Source organism: Bacillus cereus group sp. BcHK124 (assembly GCF_027712065.1).
Lineage (GTDB): Bacteria > Bacillota > Bacilli > Bacillales > Bacillaceae_G > Bacillus_A > Bacillus_A pacificus.
Map to the genome: position 1 here is coordinate 96,453 of NZ_JAQFPJ010000002.1, position 15,850 is coordinate 112,302.

Genomic DNA, 15,850 nt, shown 5'->3' on the forward strand with positions numbered 1-15,850 from the left:
AAAACTAGAAACAAAAAACCTGACGTTATCCGCCAGGTTCAAAATGAAATCGTATATTAATGAGATGGAAATGCGTTTTTCTCTTGTAAGATGGCATTATGAGCAATTTTCATTTTAGCAAGTACATATCGTAAACGATCTTCAGCGTTTTCATCTTTATGTTGCTGTAATTCCGCCAAATTCTCTACCGCACTCGCTAAATTTTCAATCACTCCTCGCAGTTCAGGATGATGATTAAAAAAAGATTCTTGCACTAACACTTTCCTTACTTCACTCGCTAAATCAACAATTCTGTTCAACTGTTCTTTTCCTTCCATTTTCATCCCTCCTGAATATCTTATGTATTAAATATTCTATAGACAAAGAAAAAAGCCCTTTAAATGAAAAGGACTTTTACATTTTTATATTTCCAGTCAATAACATATAAAGAGATGTAACAGCTGCTACAACAATTGCCCACATTACATATCTCTCTATACGAGTAAAACAACGATTTCCTTTTTCTTTTCTTGCGTACACATAAACAATGATCCCAATTCCGTATACGATTGAGACGAGCAATAAATTCTTCAAACCAGCTGCATAAATAAGCCATACAGAGTAAAGTGAAGCAATTAAAGCTAGCGAACCATTTTTCACTTTTGCATCTTTTAGTTCATTTGTAATCACTAATTTGAATTGGAATAAGGCTGATAATAAATATGGTACTAAAATTGATGTTGACGCTATGAAATACATAATTTGATATGTTGACTCTGAAAACAGAACGATTATAAATATAACTTGGGCAACGCCATTTGAGATCCATAATGCCATATGCGGCGTTTGTTTTTTATTTGTTTTCGTAAAGACTTTCGGAAACACGCCATCTTTTCCTGCTACATGGGAAATTTCAGAAACAAGTAAAAACCAACCTATTAATGTACCTACAAGTGAAGCAACTAACCCGATGTTAATCGCTACTGCGCCCCACGTCCCAACAACATGTTCTAATACATGTCCCATTGACGGCGTTTCTAAAACAGAAAGCTCTCCTCTTGTCATCGCTCCCATTGACAAGACAGAAATTAAAATATAAATAGACATTACTAAAATAAGTCCTAATACTGTCGCTTTACCGACGTCTCGACTATTTTTCGCTCTTCCAGATAATACTACCGCTCCTTCAACCCCGATGAAAACCCAAAGAGTTACAAGCATTGTATTCTTCACTTGACCAAGTATAGAGGAAACTGAAATAGTTCCTTCTCCCCAAAAATCATGTGTAAATGTATCCCAGCGAAACGCTGTTACCATTACAACAATAAATAATACGATTGGTACCAATTTCCCTATTGTTGCAATCACATTCATAATAGATGCTTCACGAATTCCAAATAAAATTAGAAAATGAAGTGTCCATAATAAAAGTGATGCTCCTACGATAGACGCAACACTATTTCCACCTTTAAAAATTGGGAAGAAATAGCCTAATGTACTAAACAGTAACATGATTGTTGCAACGTTTCCTAAAATTCCTGCTAGCCAGTATCCCCAAGCACTGTTAAATCCAATATATTCACCGAAACCAGCACGTGCATAACTATAAATTCCGCCCTCAAGCTCTGGTTTTTTTCTTGCTAACGTTTGATATACGAGCGCGAGTGGAATCATTCCCATCGCTGTAATACACCAGCCAATTATTATAGAGCCACTATTTGCTCCTACTGCTAAATCATGCGGTAAACTAAAAACACCGCCACCAACCATTGTTCCAACTACTAATGCAATTAATGGAAAAAAACCTAACTTCTTTTCTATTTGTACCACCCCATCTGTCATTCTAGGTGTTATGTTCGTTCAACTATTAAAGTCACCTTTTTCTCTAATAGACGCTTCTCTTATATTTTTTCAGGAAAACATTACTTATTCTAAAAGAAAATGAAGAAAAATGGAATACTTTTTTGAAAAAATGTATAAGTATGCACAAAAAAACCGTTCATTTTGTAATGAACGGTCATTTCATACATATAAATTTGTATATTTCTTGTAAATTTAACGAAGTAAGTTCTCTTTTTGTAAAAATTGTTTCGCTACTTCTTCACTACTTTTACCATTTACATTTACTTCATAATTCATTTTTCGCATTTCTTCATCTGTAATCTTTCCAGATAATTTATTTAATACTTTTTCAAGTTCAGGATATTTTTGTAACGTCTCTTTTCTTAATAAAGGTGCACCTTGGTATGGTGGAAATAATCCTTTATCATCTTTTAGCACTTTAAGTCCATATTGTTCCAATTCACTATCTGTTGAGTATGCATCAATTACATTCACATCCCCTGATTGAATTGCACTGTAACGTAATTTTGGTTCCATCGTTTTCACATTTGAAAACTTATAGTTATATAATTTTCGCATTCCTTTATAACCATCTTCACGATCAGCAAATTCTAATGTGAATCCTACTTTCGCATTCTGTGCAATTTTTCCTAAATCAGAAATTGTACTTATATTATTTTGATCTGCTATTTTTTTCGGCATAGCTAGTGCATATGTATTGTTATACTCCATCGGCTTCAACATAACCATATTATATTTCTGTTCCATTCCAACGCGAGCCTGTTCATATACTTCATCCCGATTTGTACTTTTTGGCTCTTCTTTCACAAAAGTAGATAAAGCTGTTCCCGAAAACTCAGGGTATATATCTACTTCTCCTGATTTTAACGCTTCAAATACAAATGCTGTTTTTCCAAGACCTGGTTTTAATTGTACGTGTAAATCGGTATCTTGTTCGATAAGTTGCTTATACATTTGAATTAAAATTTCAGGTTCTGATCCAAGTTTGCCCGCAATAACAATATCTTTCTTTTCTGTATTCCAAAGAAATGGAGAAGCAACCATTATACAAACAATACATATCGTCAATATAACACGCTTAGACGAGCGTTTTGGCCTCTCAAGCACTCGAAGTACTACATCAAAGAATAAAGCGAGTAACGCGGCTGGTACGGCCCCTAAAATGATAAGTGCATGATCATTCCGATCGATACCGAGTAATATGAGTTTACCGAGCCCACCAGCACCTATAAGTGCTGCTAATGTAGCCGTTCCAACAATTAATACCATTGCCGTACGAATACCGGCCATAATAATTGGTAAAGCAAGAGGAAGCTCTACCTTCCACAGTCTTCTCCAGCTATTCATCCCCATAGCTTTCGCTGCTTCGATTAAAGATTCATCTAACTCCCGTATTCCTGTATATGTATTGCGTAAAATAGGTAATAGTGCATACACAACTAATGCAATAATGGCTGGCAGTTTTCCGATTCCTACTAACGGAATTAATAATCCGAGTAATGCAAGTGATGGCACCGTCTGCATAACTGCAGAAGTTCCTATAATAAACTCAGCCATTCGTTCTTTTCTCGTTAATAAAATGCCAAGCGGTACCGCAATAATTACTGCAAAAAATAATGAAATAAGCGATATTTGTAAATGCTCACTTAATGCAGTTAGTAATTCTATTTTTCGTTCTTGAAACGTTTGTATAAAATCAGTCACTGTTTAGCCTCTTTCCTTCATTTGTTCAACAATATAATTGACAATATGACGACTTGTTAAAGCTCCAACATATCGACCATTTTCTTCAACTGGAACGACTTCATCAGCTCGCAGGCGAACTAATGCTTCTTGTAAAGAAGAATGTAATGATAGTGCTTCCCCTTCTATCCGCATACTTTCATCAAGTGGCAATACATCTTCTATACTTTTCCCCTCATACCAAGGTCGCCCACGATTTCCAATGAACTCTTCTACAAATTCATTTTTTGGGTTATGTATAATTTCTTCTGGCGTATCTAATTGAACAATTTTTCCCTCTTTCATAATACAAATGCGATCTCCAAGTGATAATGCTTCTTGCATATCATGTGTTACGAATACAATTGTTTTTTGAATCTTCTTTTGCAATTGTACGATATCCTTCTGAAGCTGTTCTCTACTTAATGGATCTAGCGCACTAAATGGTTCATCCATAAGAACGATTTTCGGATTTGCGGCTAATGCCCGTACAACACCAATACGCTGCTTTTGCCCACCTGATAATTCATCAGGCATGCGATCGCGATATACGTCTGGATCTAGCCCGACCATCTGGAGCAATTCATCGACACGAGCTTTTATTTTTTCTTTGCTCCACTTTCTCATTTCAGGAACAACTGCAATATTTTCAGCAATTGTCATATGCGGAAACAAAGCGATTTGCTGCAACACGTACCCTATATCCCAGCGTAATTCATTAATATTGTATTCTTGAATATCTTTTCCATCGATTAAGATTGAGCCTTCTGTCGTTTCAATTAAACGATTAATCATTTTCATTGTCGTTGTTTTCCCACAACCACTCGGACCAATAAGGACAAAAAATTCTCCATTTTTAATTTCTAAATGCAATGAATCCACTGCTTTTGTGCCACCTTCATATGATTTTGACACTTGATTAAACTGAATCACAAATACAACTCCTTTATCGTTGTTTCCTTTATTTTGATGGAATATGGAATTCATTTCAAATGATACGCATTATTCAACAAAAAAAGAGCTCACACTTGAGCTCTAACGGTCTAACAATATTGTTTTCATTATAGCGGCATATTCACGGACATACATTTTTCTCTTAGAGCGCATTGGCGTTTCAGCAGCTAATGCCTCCATCCTCATGCCTAAACGCTTCGCAATTATTTTCGTTCTATATAAATGATACGTATTGCTTACAACTACCGCATGTTTCACATCATATAAATCTATACTAAACTTTAAATTCTCATACGTATTTGTAGATTGATCTTCTATTAAAATACGACTCTCATCTATACCATGTACCATTAAATAGTTCCTCATACTATGAGCTTCCGGTATATCTTCATCTTCTCCTTGACCACCTGAAACAATTACTTTCGCTTCAGGATGAGAAACTAAATATTCCAATGCTACATCCAAACGGTTTTGAAGAGATAAAGACGGTCTATCTCCAAATAACTTTGCACCTAATATAAGAACGTATGGAGAGCGATGACTCAACTTTTCACGAGCAGCTTTCTTCATTCGAAACGTCATATAAAGGATGTATAGTGGAGGTAATAATACGATTATAAGTAATATCCATTTGTTCATATATATGTGTGCACTCCCTTTCTTTTTAATTATATAGAAAAAGATAGGAAGGCAGAAGTATTTTTTATCCCGCTTTAATGGCCAGTAAGACCCCCACCTCAAAATTCAGCGAAAGCAAAAAATTTAAGTGGGGATCGGGCTGCCCATTAAAGCCCGATTGGTGAGGGGTGATAATCAGTGGGATGGAAAAAAACCTACTGATTATTAGTTTCACTTTATATGATTGATTTATTAGAAACGTTCGTTCTTACTTTACGCATTGAAAGTACATAATAGATAGCGATTCCTAATGAAAAGATCAATATGCAGCTTAATACGTAAAAAGGAAGCATTACCCCAGCTTTAGATACACCAGCTGTAAACAGCATTAATAATACAATTCTTATTCCTGTACCAATTAATCGAAATAAGCTGTCAACACGTCCCATTACTTCGTTTGGGATTTCCTCCATCATCAATACATTTCTCGCCACTCTTGTCCCCGCATTTCCAATCGCATGAAAAATCGCTAGTCCATATAAGAACATTACGGAAGGTTCAATAATCATTGCGGTAATTGAAATTACATAAATGCACATCGTCATAACGATTGAAACTTCTGTTTTGACATATTTCATTATGAGTGGAATACAGATTCCTGCAACAACAGCTCCAACACCGTACATCATTCCCTCTATCGCGTATACAGAGGCATTAGCTTTAAGTATATCCGAAATATAAACTGGTATTAAATAATTTGCCATCATGACACCTATAAACGGCATATAAGTGGCAAGTAAGAACCAAAAGATCTTAGGACGGTTTTTCATAAAGTAAATTCCTTCGAACAATTGCTTCTTAAATGTTATTTTCTTTTTAATCTCTTTTTTCTTGACATACGGTATACATAAAAACAGCAAAAATGCTCCTGCAAAAGTTAACATATCTACTAACAATATCCACTTCAAAGACACAACTTCAATTAGGAAGCTCGCGGCTGCTCCTGAAATAACTTGTGTTAACTGTCCTTGTATTTCCATCGTTCCACTTAAACTTTTATAATGTTCTGCTTGAAAAATTTCTTGGTTGAACGCAAAAATTGTAGGATAAAATAATAGATAGTAAAAAGAGCCTGCTATATAAATAAGAATATAATGAATAGAATGATAGGTTTGCCCAGCAAATCCCCATATAACCATTATTCCGATTACGGCTATCCCAATACCTTCATTACATAATAATAAAGATTTTCTTGAAAAACGATCAATACTTTGCCCGATAAACGGAGTTAACAAAAACATAATCAGTGTTGAGATGATGGAAACATAACCAAACGTTGTCTCTCCTCCACTCTCTTTAATTAACAACCATGGAATCGTTATCATTACAATACCGGAGCCAATAGCTGATAGACTATTGGCCCCTAGAATGAAATACAAGCGTGAATCTTTATAAAGAGATGACATATCACTCAACTCCTAGTTGCTTTTTCACCTCTTTATATACGCTCATATATGCTTTCAATTCTTTAACTACATCATGAATTAATGGTTTTGCATCTTCCCCAAGTTCACCGTCTTGTACATGAAGTCCATCAAGCACAACTTGTTTTGGGATAGCATTGGCGTATACCCCTCTAGCAACAGTACGCATACTGTTTAATGCGTTAATTCCACCTTTACCGCCTCCTGCAACTGCAAGTAATGCGACAGGTTTATGAACAAATTCACTACTACTTAAGTAATCTAGCGAATTTTTCAACGCCCCACTCATTGCATTATGATATTCAGGTGTACATAGCACTACGCCGTCTGCATTTTTCACTAACGCCTTTAATTTTTTTACCGCTTCTAATTCACGTTGTGATTCTTCCCCATTATATAAAGGTAGTTCTTCTACTGCTAAATCGAATAACTCCCCTTCAAATTGGTCAGCAATATATTTTGCTACCACACGAGTTCTACCGAATTTTCTTGGTGTACCGTTAATAACAACTAGTTTCATCATCATTTCTCCCCTTTGTTTTCAAGTTATACTTATATATTATCAGAAATTTCTATACAAAACACAATATAAAGAGGGAACTAGCTTAATAAAATAGTATGATAGACGAAAAAAGAACTCATACGAAAGTATGAGTTTTTCACATTTACTTTTCTTTCTCTTTATTGCTCAGTATGCCATTGCTTCTTTTAGCTTCAAAATGGTTATACGCTTTTTCTGCTAATTTGATACGTTCTTCTGGCAATTCTACATATTTCATAATATTTTCTATTATTTTTTCATACGGAGTAAATACAATTCCCGGCCAATCTATTTCGTCCTCTGGGTTGCTATTTTCCGAAATAATAAATTTCTTATTTGCCACTGCATAAGAAACTCGAGGAGTTTCAAGAATACCAGATAAGTAAAAGTGGATATTTAATATAATTTTAGATCTGGCAATTAACTCATTTCTAACAATTCCCCACGCATTATTTTTAAAAACAATATTTAAATTCGGGGCAACGACTTTTAATTGATCCAATATAGCTTGCCGTCTTGGGTTAAGAGCACCTATAAACAGTATATCAATGTCTTCAGTTAATTCTTCATCAAATGCATCTTTTTTTATTTCTAAAGTTGGTGCATAGTTCATGCCTACATGTTTTATTTCTTTTCCTACTCCTCTTTGTTTTAACCATTCTATATTTTGTTTACTATAATCCCAAATTTCCTTATCTTTTAATAACATTAAATAAAGAGGATGCGCATAAGGGCTTCCTTCATATAGCTGTTCTAAATTATAAATAATTGCATTTTTCGGAAGGAGATGTGGGCTATGTGCATATGTATGCGCTCCAAAAACAATTGTATTCCCCACATTTTCGAGTATTGTTTCTGATATGATTGCTGTATTTCCCTCTTGCTCCAATCGCCATTTCAAAGCTCGCGCAACATCTATAAAACTACCATACGTCTTTGGGCATATAAACAAACAATAATCATATTCTTTATTCAAATAAGCTTCCATTAGCCTTAAATTATTCTTATATAAATCCACATCCGGATATTTCAGTAAAAGATCCTTCGCATGTTTTTTTGCTACTTTATATAGTCCAGCATAATAAGCAGCAATGCACCTTCTTAATTCGATTCTTTGCTGATGTTCATCTGATACGTCCATGTTTAACAGAAGATTTGCAATACAATACGCTTTTAAATGATCACGATCATAATAATAATCTAGTAGTGGCAACAATTCTTCATACGTATTTCCATGCACAGATTCTCCTAGCTCTAGCGCCCATCGTATTAATTCCATTATTACTCCACTACTCCTTTAACCGAAATTGTATTCAATAAAATTTCGCATTACTTTCTACCATATTTGCTATATGCAACGGTAGCTCTTCTTTTTTCGATTCCAAAAATTTTTGTGATACTGCACCTAAATGTTTTTTATGTGGTATATAAAATGCACTTATAGAAATTTCATAGTCAAATAAGTAATCATACACATGATAATCTACAAATAGAAGATCATCTTTTGGAAAAGGAATTTCCTTCCCTTGCAGGGCATACATCAAAGCAATATTATTTTGAGATTTTAATCGATACATTCTTGCAAGTTGGTATAATGGCTCAGCCCGAGTTGGTCTATATTCCCACGCTTTTTGAAAATAAAAAATAGCTAGCGCTGAATATTGCTCTTCTTGCGTCTTAGCATTTTCCATTTCATCTGCTTCTGTTACTTCATGTTGTTTATTTGCTGCACGGTTTGCTAATTGTTCATAACAAAACCCTATTCGCAACAACGAATAGAACACCTCTTCAACCCATCCTCCTGCTTCCACTCGTTTTTTATACCATTTAATCGAATCTTCAAATTGACTTAAATGAAAATAAGTTTGGGCTAAATAAAATAAATATCTTATATGCAAATCTGGCGTTGTTTCTGGATCACTCAACCCTTGTAACAACAGCCTCTCATCTCTTTCAAATTTATCCGCTTTACTCCCACCATCACCAGGGTCATTAACGACAAGCGTCTCCAGTCTAGCTACTCTCGTATTGTAATTCTCTCCAACTTTGGAACGATCTATATCCCAATACTCATGAGTAACACCGACAGATTTCCATGGTAAAGAAGCTTTTAACAGACGTGTAAGCCAATATTTAATATGAACATCATATTGCAATGTAAGATAATGATCTTCCGTTAAGCTCGTTTTATCGAAATTCGGATCAACCTCTAAAATCATATCCGCATCTAATATTAATAAATAATCTGCTTCTGGGTATGTTTTTTGCGCTAACGAAACAGCTAAGCTTCTGTTATAACCAAAGTTTTGAAACGGCTCATGATGAACCGTCCCAGGTATCTCATTTTCCTTACACCAATTTTCAATAATTTCAGGTGTATTATCCGTCGATCCAGTATCACAAATAGAAACAAAATCTACAATTGATTTCGTAGCATTTAAACATCTTTCCATAATCCTAGACTCGTTTTTAACAATCATACAAAGACATAACGTTTTTTCTTCCTTTACAGACTTCACTTGCTCATTTCCCATTTAACCACCTCATATTTTATTAACACGCTCTTTTCATATGTAACATCATTTCTTAGCTACACTGATGACATAACCATCCTTTTACTATTTATGAAAACTTCATTTTATTTATTCTTATTTTTATGTTGGGACATATTTCATGCAGCGCTTTATACTTGACACAATCAATACAAAAAACATAATGCGGGAATCCGTACATTTCAAAGTCTAAGAGGAGGTTTTATTTTGTTGGATTACATTTGGCTAGATGACAAATCACCCATTTTAGTACAACTACCAAGCAACTTTAAGTCTGCTGCTATATTGCTACACCCTTTTTCTTAAACTATAAAAAAGAAACTTGCGCTTATGCACAAGTTTCTTTTCAAAAATCATCCTCTATTTTTTCACAACCTCATGTCCACCGAACTGATTACGAAGGGCTGAAACTACTTTTCCGTGGAATGTATCATCTTCCTGAGAACGGTAACGCATAAATAATGACATTGCGATTACTGGTGCTGCAGCTTGCAGTTCAAGTGCAGTTTCAACAGTCCACTTTCCTTCTCCTGAAGAGTTCATTACACCTTTAATGCCATCTAGTTTCGGATCTTCTGCAAATGCTTTTTCAGTTAAGTCCATTAACCAACCACGGATAACTGATCCGTTCGCCCATACTTTTGCAACATCTTCATAATTGAAATCAAAATCACTTTTATCTAACACTTCAAATCCTTCAGCGATTGCTTGCATCATGCCGTACTCAATACCGTTATGAACCATTTTTAAGAAATGACCACTACCAACACGGCCAGCATAAGAATACCCATTCTCTACTGCTAAATCTTTAAATAAAGGTTCTAATTGATCGTAAATTTCTTTTTCTCCACCAACCATTAAGCAAGCACCGTATCTAGCTCCTTCTACACCTCCTGATGTACCGATATCTACGTAATGTAAACCAAAGCTTTTCGCTTCTTCAGCACGGCGTAACGTATCTTTATAGAATGAATTCCCGCCTTCAATAACGATATCGCCTTCCTCTAATAATGGATAAACTTCTTTTAATACTGACTCAACTACTTCCCCTGCAGGTACCATTACCCAAATTGTACGAGGAGCTTCTAGTTCAGCAATCATTTCTTTTAATGAATGGCGAGCAGTGATACCTAATTTATCCGCTTTTTCAACAAGTTCTTTATTTACGTCATATACAACTACTTCATGCTTGTCTTCATATAAATGTTCCGCTAATGGGAACCCCATTTTTCCTAATCCAATTAAACCTAGTTTCATATTAATCAATCTCCCATTCTATACAAATATATTTAATAACGAAATGAGTCCAAGTGCTACTACAGATAGTATAGTCTCCATTGCAGTCCATGTTAATAACGTTTCTTTCACAGTCATTCCGAAATACTCTTTAATCATCCAAAATCCTGAATCATTCACGTGTGATAAAATTAATGATCCTGCACCAGTTGCAAGTGCTAACAATTCAACATTTACACCTGGTGTACTTGCTGCAATCGGTGCAACAATACCAGCTGCTGTCATCATAGAAACAGTTGCCGATCCAGTTGCGATTCGAATTAGTGCCGCAATTCCCCACCCTAATAATATTGGTGAAATATGCGATTCTTTCGCCATATCTGCAATTGTCGTTCCAATTCCAGAATCTAATAATACTTTATTAAATGCGCCGCCTGCACCAATCACTAACAATATGTTTGCAATTGGCCCAAGGCAATCATTTGTAAATTGTAATACTTTATCTTTTGAGAAACCTTTTGCATATCCAAGACTAAAGAAAGAGTAAATGGTTGCAATTAATAAAGCGACAATCGGATCTCCAATAAAGTGTAATACTTGTGCTAGTTGACTCGTTTTATTTAATGCAACTTCCGCTATTGATGCACCAAGCATAAGAAATACTGGAAGTAAAATTGTAAACAATGTATTTCCAAAGCTAGGAAGCTCTTTTTTATTATCTTTTTCAACAAATTGCTCCGCTATATCTAATGGTACTTCCTTATGTATACGAGCACCAATCCATTTTCCATAAAGTGGACCTGAAATAATTGCAGTTGGAAGTCCGACAATTAACGCATATAAAATTGTCTTCCCTACATCTGCTTTAAAAATACCTACCGCTGCCATCGCTGCTGGATGCGGTGGCACTAGTCCGTGTACAACGGATAATCCTGCTACTAGTGGAATACCGATTGTAATAAGTGATACCCCTGTTTCTAATGCAATTGTAAATACCAATGGAATTAGTAGTACAAATCCAACTTGGAAAAATACCGGAATCCCTACTAAAAATGCAACAAACATCATTGCCCAGTGAACACGTTTCTTCCCAAAACGATCAATTAATGTGTTAGCAATTCGTTCAGCACCGCCAGATTCGGCCATCATTTTTCCAAGCATCGTTCCTAATGCTAAAACTATCGCTAAAAACCCTAACGTATTACCAAGCCCTAGTTTAATAGAATCAATAATCCCTGGATCTTTTGGTGAAGTTCCAATCAATGGCATTCCCATTGCTAGCCCTACACCAATTGCTGTTAAAATTAACGCGACAAACGGATGCCATTTTACTACCGTAATAAGTAAAAGTAGTATGACAACTGCCGCTAGTACGATTCCAACTACCATTTCTCCCAATCCCCCTATTGTTTACGTTGGAAAGCAGCTATACAATCAAATTCTTCTTTCAAGCGATTATAAAGTCGTTCATACATATAAAACATTTCTAAATATATAGCCGTATTTTCTTTATTCGGTACATGGTGATGAACAATATCAATCCAATCCTTAACCTCTTCAAGAGAATCAATTTTTCCTACAGCATATAAAGCAACTGCCGCTGCCCCAAGCGCAGATGCTTCATGACTTTCAGGAACAAGCAATTCTTTTCCCATCATATCGGATAACATTTGTCTCCAAAATGCAGATTTCGCAAATCCTCCTGAAACGCGTATTTCAGTAAGTGGCCCTGTACAATCCCTGATTGCGAGTGCAACAGAATATACGCTCATACAAACCCCTTCCATGACTGCACGAATAAAATGTTCTCGTTTATGCTGAAGATTAATTCCGAAGAATGTACCACGAGCATTTGCATTCCAGTAAGGTGCACGTTCTCCAGATAAGAAAGGTAAAAATAGCAATCCACCTGCTCCAGCTGGTACACTTTCCGCATATTTAATTAATAAATCATACGGATCAATGCCAAGTTTTCTTGCAACTTCTTGTTCTGGGCTACCAAATTCATCACGTAACCATCTCAGTAATATGCCACCATTATTCGTTGGTCCGCCAATCACCCAGTGCTCGTCTGTTAATGCATAACAAAACGTTCTTCCTTTTTCATCTGTATTAACATTAGATGAAATTGTTCGAACTGCACCACTTGTTCCAATCGTAATTGCAGCTGATCCAGGCGATATGGCCCCAACGCCTACATTCGCAAGAACACCATCACTTGCACCAATAACAACTGGAGTATCTTCACGAATACCCATCTTTTGTGCTAATTCCGGTTTCATACCCGATAAAATATATGTAGTTGGTACTGGGGTTGATAATTGTTCTGAAGAAATATTTAACATTTCCAGCACATCAACATCCCAATTTAACGTTTCTAAATTGAATAACCCTGTAGCAGAAGCAATAGAATAATCAACTACGTAGCGTGAAAACAATTGGTAAATAACATACTCTTTAATAGAAATAAATTTATAAGCACTTTTATATAATTTTGGTTCCTCTTCTTTCATCCATAGTAATTTAGATAGTGGCGACATTGGATGAATTGGTGTACCTGTACGTCTATAAATTTCATGTCCATTCATATGTTGTAATAATTTTTCCGCTTGTTTCGTACTACGATTATCTGCCCAAATGATAGAGCGCGTTAACGGCACACCCTTTTCATCTACTGCAATTAATGCGTGCATTGCTGTACTAATACCAATTGAAGAAATATCTTCTGGTAACACGTCACTTTTTTCTATGGCAACGCTTACAGTTTTATAAACAGCAGCACATATTACATCGGGATCTTGCTCAGCCCATCCGACGTTCGGTTGAATAATTGGATAATCTACTGCATGTGATGCAACGACTTTTCCTTTTTCTGTGAACACAACCGTTTTTGTACTTGTGGTACCGATATCAATCCCGATTACTCTCCCCCTTGTTTCCATGCGAATCTTCCCTTCGTTTCTAGCAAAATATGATCTAGTAAACCGTTTACATGAATTAGTATATAAAATATTTTTTCTTTAATCAAGTTTTAAAAAGAAAATTTTTTTCATAATAAAATATAATTCCCCTCATGACATTTCACTTACATACTAAATTTAAATTCCCCCCCGGCGGTAAAGTTACGTTATATTCGTTACGCAACACACTATTTTTCTTTCATTAACAACACATTCATACATAGTCCTTCCAAACTTTACTTTTTACTCATTTGCATGAAAAAGGTGTTGAAAAACAATATAAGAAAAATGATTAGAGACCCTTATTTTTTATACAAGTCCGAAAAATAAGGGCTATTTTCAAAAAAAACATTAAGGAAGTAATAGTTAATTGATTAGGCATGTATTTTTATTTTTCACTAATAAAGGGAGCGATTACTTTTTTTTCATGAGAAGATAATACAATATTTGTTGATGGCGTACCATATTGCATTGAATCATCAATAAATTGTTCTAAACTTTCTACAGAATCAGTTGCTAATTTGACAATATAGCTAATTTCCCCCGCTACTCTGTAACACTCAATTACATCCGGATGATTATAACAAAAGTTAGATAACGCTTTACAATTCGTTGATTTAAACAGAATAAGTGCCGAAATTGGGCGGTTAATTTTTTTTAGGGAAATATGTGCATGGTAACCTTCAATAATTTGTTGCGCCTCTAGCTTTCTTACTCGCTCAGTTACTGACGGAGAAGATAAGTGAACTACTTCAGCTAAATCCTTCATTGAAATTTTTGCATTTGACTGTAATAACCCTAAGATTTTTTTATCAATTTGATCCATAAAGTACCCAACCTTTTTTTATAAAATATAATAATCTAAATTCTTTACATAATAAAGCCAAACAATTAAATATCCTTATTTAACTTATTCATCAGCTTTTTATATCCATATAAAATAAGGATATTAGGAGGCGATTTACTATATGAAAAAGATTTTATTATTATTAGCTGACGGATTTGAAGCAGTAGAAGCTAGTGTATTTACAGACGTACTAGGTTGGAATAAGTGGGAGGGAGACGGGTCAACCGAGGTCATAACAGTTGGTCTTCGGGATAAATTAACTTGTACTTGGAATTTTACTATCATACCCGAAAAAACGGTTGATAATATTCAATTGGATGAGTTTGATGCACTAGCTATTCCAGGAGGGTTTGAAGAAGCTGGTTTTTATCGGGATGCATACAGTAAAGAATTCTTACATGTTATTCAACATTTTCATGTCAAACAGAAACCTATTGCAAGTATTTGTGTTGCATCATTAGCACTTGGTAAAAGTGGAATTCTTATAGGTAAAAAAGCTACCACATACAGTCATCCAACGAGTAAACGAAAAGAGCAGTTAAAGAATTTCGGTGCAAAAGTACAAAATGATTTAATTGTTCAAGATGGAAATATTATTACATCTTCAAATCCAGGTACAGCTTTTGATGTTGCATTTTTATTACTTGAAAAACTAACATCTAAACAGAACGCTAAACATGTAAAGGATCTTATGGGGTTTTAAGCAATGAACTTCAACAAAGAGATACTTTTGTAACTCGCTAGAAGTAATGTAAAGAATCACCACAATCTTGTTTTTTGTTGAAACAATTGAAAAGAATAGTAATTGAATAAAATAGAAGAACTTTTATGATTGCTCTATCACCGGCTAATATTGTATTTTGGATAGGGGTCTTCGGTCTGGTTCTAGTCTCTTCATTAGATAATGCAAGTACATCTACATTTATCATAATAGCTGTTGGTATCTTTTAGGCTTTGTTCATTTTACTAGAATTTTTCTAAATCCAATCTTAATTAAATGGATATCTAAATCAGCCGCAATAGTACTATTTGGATTTAGTGGTTATTTTAGTTACGAGTTTAGATAAAAGTATAACTCTTATAAACTTAAATAT

At 35.0% G+C, this 15,850-nt stretch carries 14 protein-coding genes and 2 pseudogenes; 3 read left to right on the forward strand and 13 right to left on the reverse strand.

The genetic code is table 11. From position 1 onward, the window contains the following. Positions 1 to 56: 56 nt before the first annotated feature. The 9 genes from PDK19_RS05585 to PDK19_RS05625 form a co-directional block, all read right to left on the reverse strand. Positions 57 to 317 carry a hypothetical protein gene (locus PDK19_RS05585; protein WP_000398576.1) on the reverse strand — a complete coding sequence of 87 codons (261 nt, stop codon included), beginning with the start codon at positions 315 to 317 and terminating at the stop codon, positions 57 to 59. 76 nt (positions 318 to 393) lie between these two features. After that, entirely contained in the window at positions 394 to 1,821 is a 1,428-nt protein-coding gene (gene arcD, locus PDK19_RS05590; protein WP_000129464.1) for an arginine-ornithine antiporter, read from the reverse strand. 213 nt (positions 1,822 to 2,034) lie between these two features. Next, on the reverse strand, positions 2,035 to 3,546 hold the full coding sequence (locus PDK19_RS05595) for an ABC transporter permease/substrate-binding protein (protein ID WP_000129130.1): 1,512 nt from the start codon (positions 3,544 to 3,546) through the stop codon (positions 2,035 to 2,037). A gap of 3 nt (positions 3,547 to 3,549) precedes the next feature. Beyond that, positions 3,550 to 4,497: an ABC transporter ATP-binding protein gene (locus PDK19_RS05600; protein WP_270706714.1), complete on the reverse strand. Its 948-nt coding sequence runs from the start codon at positions 4,495 to 4,497 to the stop codon at positions 3,550 to 3,552. Positions 4,498 to 4,599: 102 nt separating this feature from the next. Further along, on the reverse strand, positions 4,600 to 5,157 hold the full coding sequence (locus PDK19_RS05605; RefSeq protein WP_270706715.1) for a YdcF family protein: 558 nt from the start codon (positions 5,155 to 5,157) through the stop codon (positions 4,600 to 4,602). A gap of 215 nt (positions 5,158 to 5,372) precedes the next feature. Continuing rightward, positions 5,373 to 6,602, reverse strand: a complete 1,230-nt coding sequence (locus PDK19_RS05610) for an MFS transporter (RefSeq protein ID WP_270706717.1) — start codon at positions 6,600 to 6,602, stop codon at positions 5,373 to 5,375. Between the two features lies 1 nt (position 6,603). Then, positions 6,604 to 7,140, reverse strand: coding sequence for an NADPH-dependent FMN reductase (locus PDK19_RS05615; RefSeq protein WP_208735872.1), 537 nt, complete (start codon positions 7,138 to 7,140; stop codon positions 6,604 to 6,606). A gap of 145 nt (positions 7,141 to 7,285) precedes the next feature. Beyond that, positions 7,286 to 8,440: a hypothetical protein gene (locus tag PDK19_RS05620; protein ID WP_041184531.1), complete on the reverse strand. Its 1,155-nt coding sequence runs from the start codon at positions 8,438 to 8,440 to the stop codon at positions 7,286 to 7,288. A gap of 34 nt (positions 8,441 to 8,474) precedes the next feature. Beyond that, positions 8,475 to 9,695 carry a tetratricopeptide repeat-containing glycosyltransferase gene (locus PDK19_RS05625; protein ID WP_000526234.1) on the reverse strand — a complete coding sequence of 407 codons (1,221 nt, stop codon included), beginning with the start codon at positions 9,693 to 9,695 and terminating at the stop codon, positions 8,475 to 8,477. Between the two features lie 139 nt (positions 9,696 to 9,834). On the opposite strand from PDK19_RS05625, the pseudogene PDK19_RS05630 reads away from it, so the two are divergent. Beyond that, a pseudogene (locus PDK19_RS05630) lies at positions 9,835 to 10,013 on the forward strand (DUF2711 family protein); the annotation flags it as partial. Positions 10,014 to 10,073: 60 nt separating this feature from the next. On the opposite strand, the gene gnd reads toward PDK19_RS05630, so the two are convergent. The 4 genes from gnd to PDK19_RS05650 form a co-directional block, all read right to left on the reverse strand. After that, a complete protein-coding gene (gnd, locus tag PDK19_RS05635; protein ID WP_000765989.1) occupies positions 10,074 to 10,970 on the reverse strand; it encodes a phosphogluconate dehydrogenase (NAD(+)-dependent, decarboxylating) in 897 nt (298 codons plus the stop codon). 18 nt (positions 10,971 to 10,988) lie between these two features. Continuing rightward, on the reverse strand, positions 10,989 to 12,338 hold the full coding sequence (locus PDK19_RS05640; RefSeq protein ID WP_000260196.1) for a GntP family permease: 1,350 nt from the start codon (positions 12,336 to 12,338) through the stop codon (positions 10,989 to 10,991). A gap of 14 nt (positions 12,339 to 12,352) precedes the next feature. Next, positions 12,353 to 13,891 (reverse strand): gluconokinase, encoded by a 1,539-nt coding sequence (gntK, locus tag PDK19_RS05645; RefSeq protein ID WP_000450017.1) that lies wholly within the window; start codon positions 13,889 to 13,891, stop codon positions 12,353 to 12,355. A 406-nt stretch (positions 13,892 to 14,297) separates the two neighbouring features. Continuing rightward, positions 14,298 to 14,735, reverse strand: coding sequence for an Lrp/AsnC family transcriptional regulator (locus PDK19_RS05650; protein WP_049112869.1), 438 nt, complete (start codon positions 14,733 to 14,735; stop codon positions 14,298 to 14,300). 142 nt (positions 14,736 to 14,877) lie between these two features. Here PDK19_RS05650 and PDK19_RS05655 point away from each other — a divergent pair, with 142 nt between their 5' ends. Beyond that, positions 14,878 to 15,459 (forward strand): DJ-1/PfpI family protein, encoded by a 582-nt coding sequence (locus PDK19_RS05655; RefSeq protein WP_000722332.1) that lies wholly within the window; start codon positions 14,878 to 14,880, stop codon positions 15,457 to 15,459. A gap of 122 nt (positions 15,460 to 15,581) precedes the next feature. After that, a pseudogene (locus tag PDK19_RS05660) lies at positions 15,582 to 15,823 on the forward strand (LysE family translocator); the annotation flags it as partial. Positions 15,824 to 15,850: the final 27 nt, after the last annotated feature.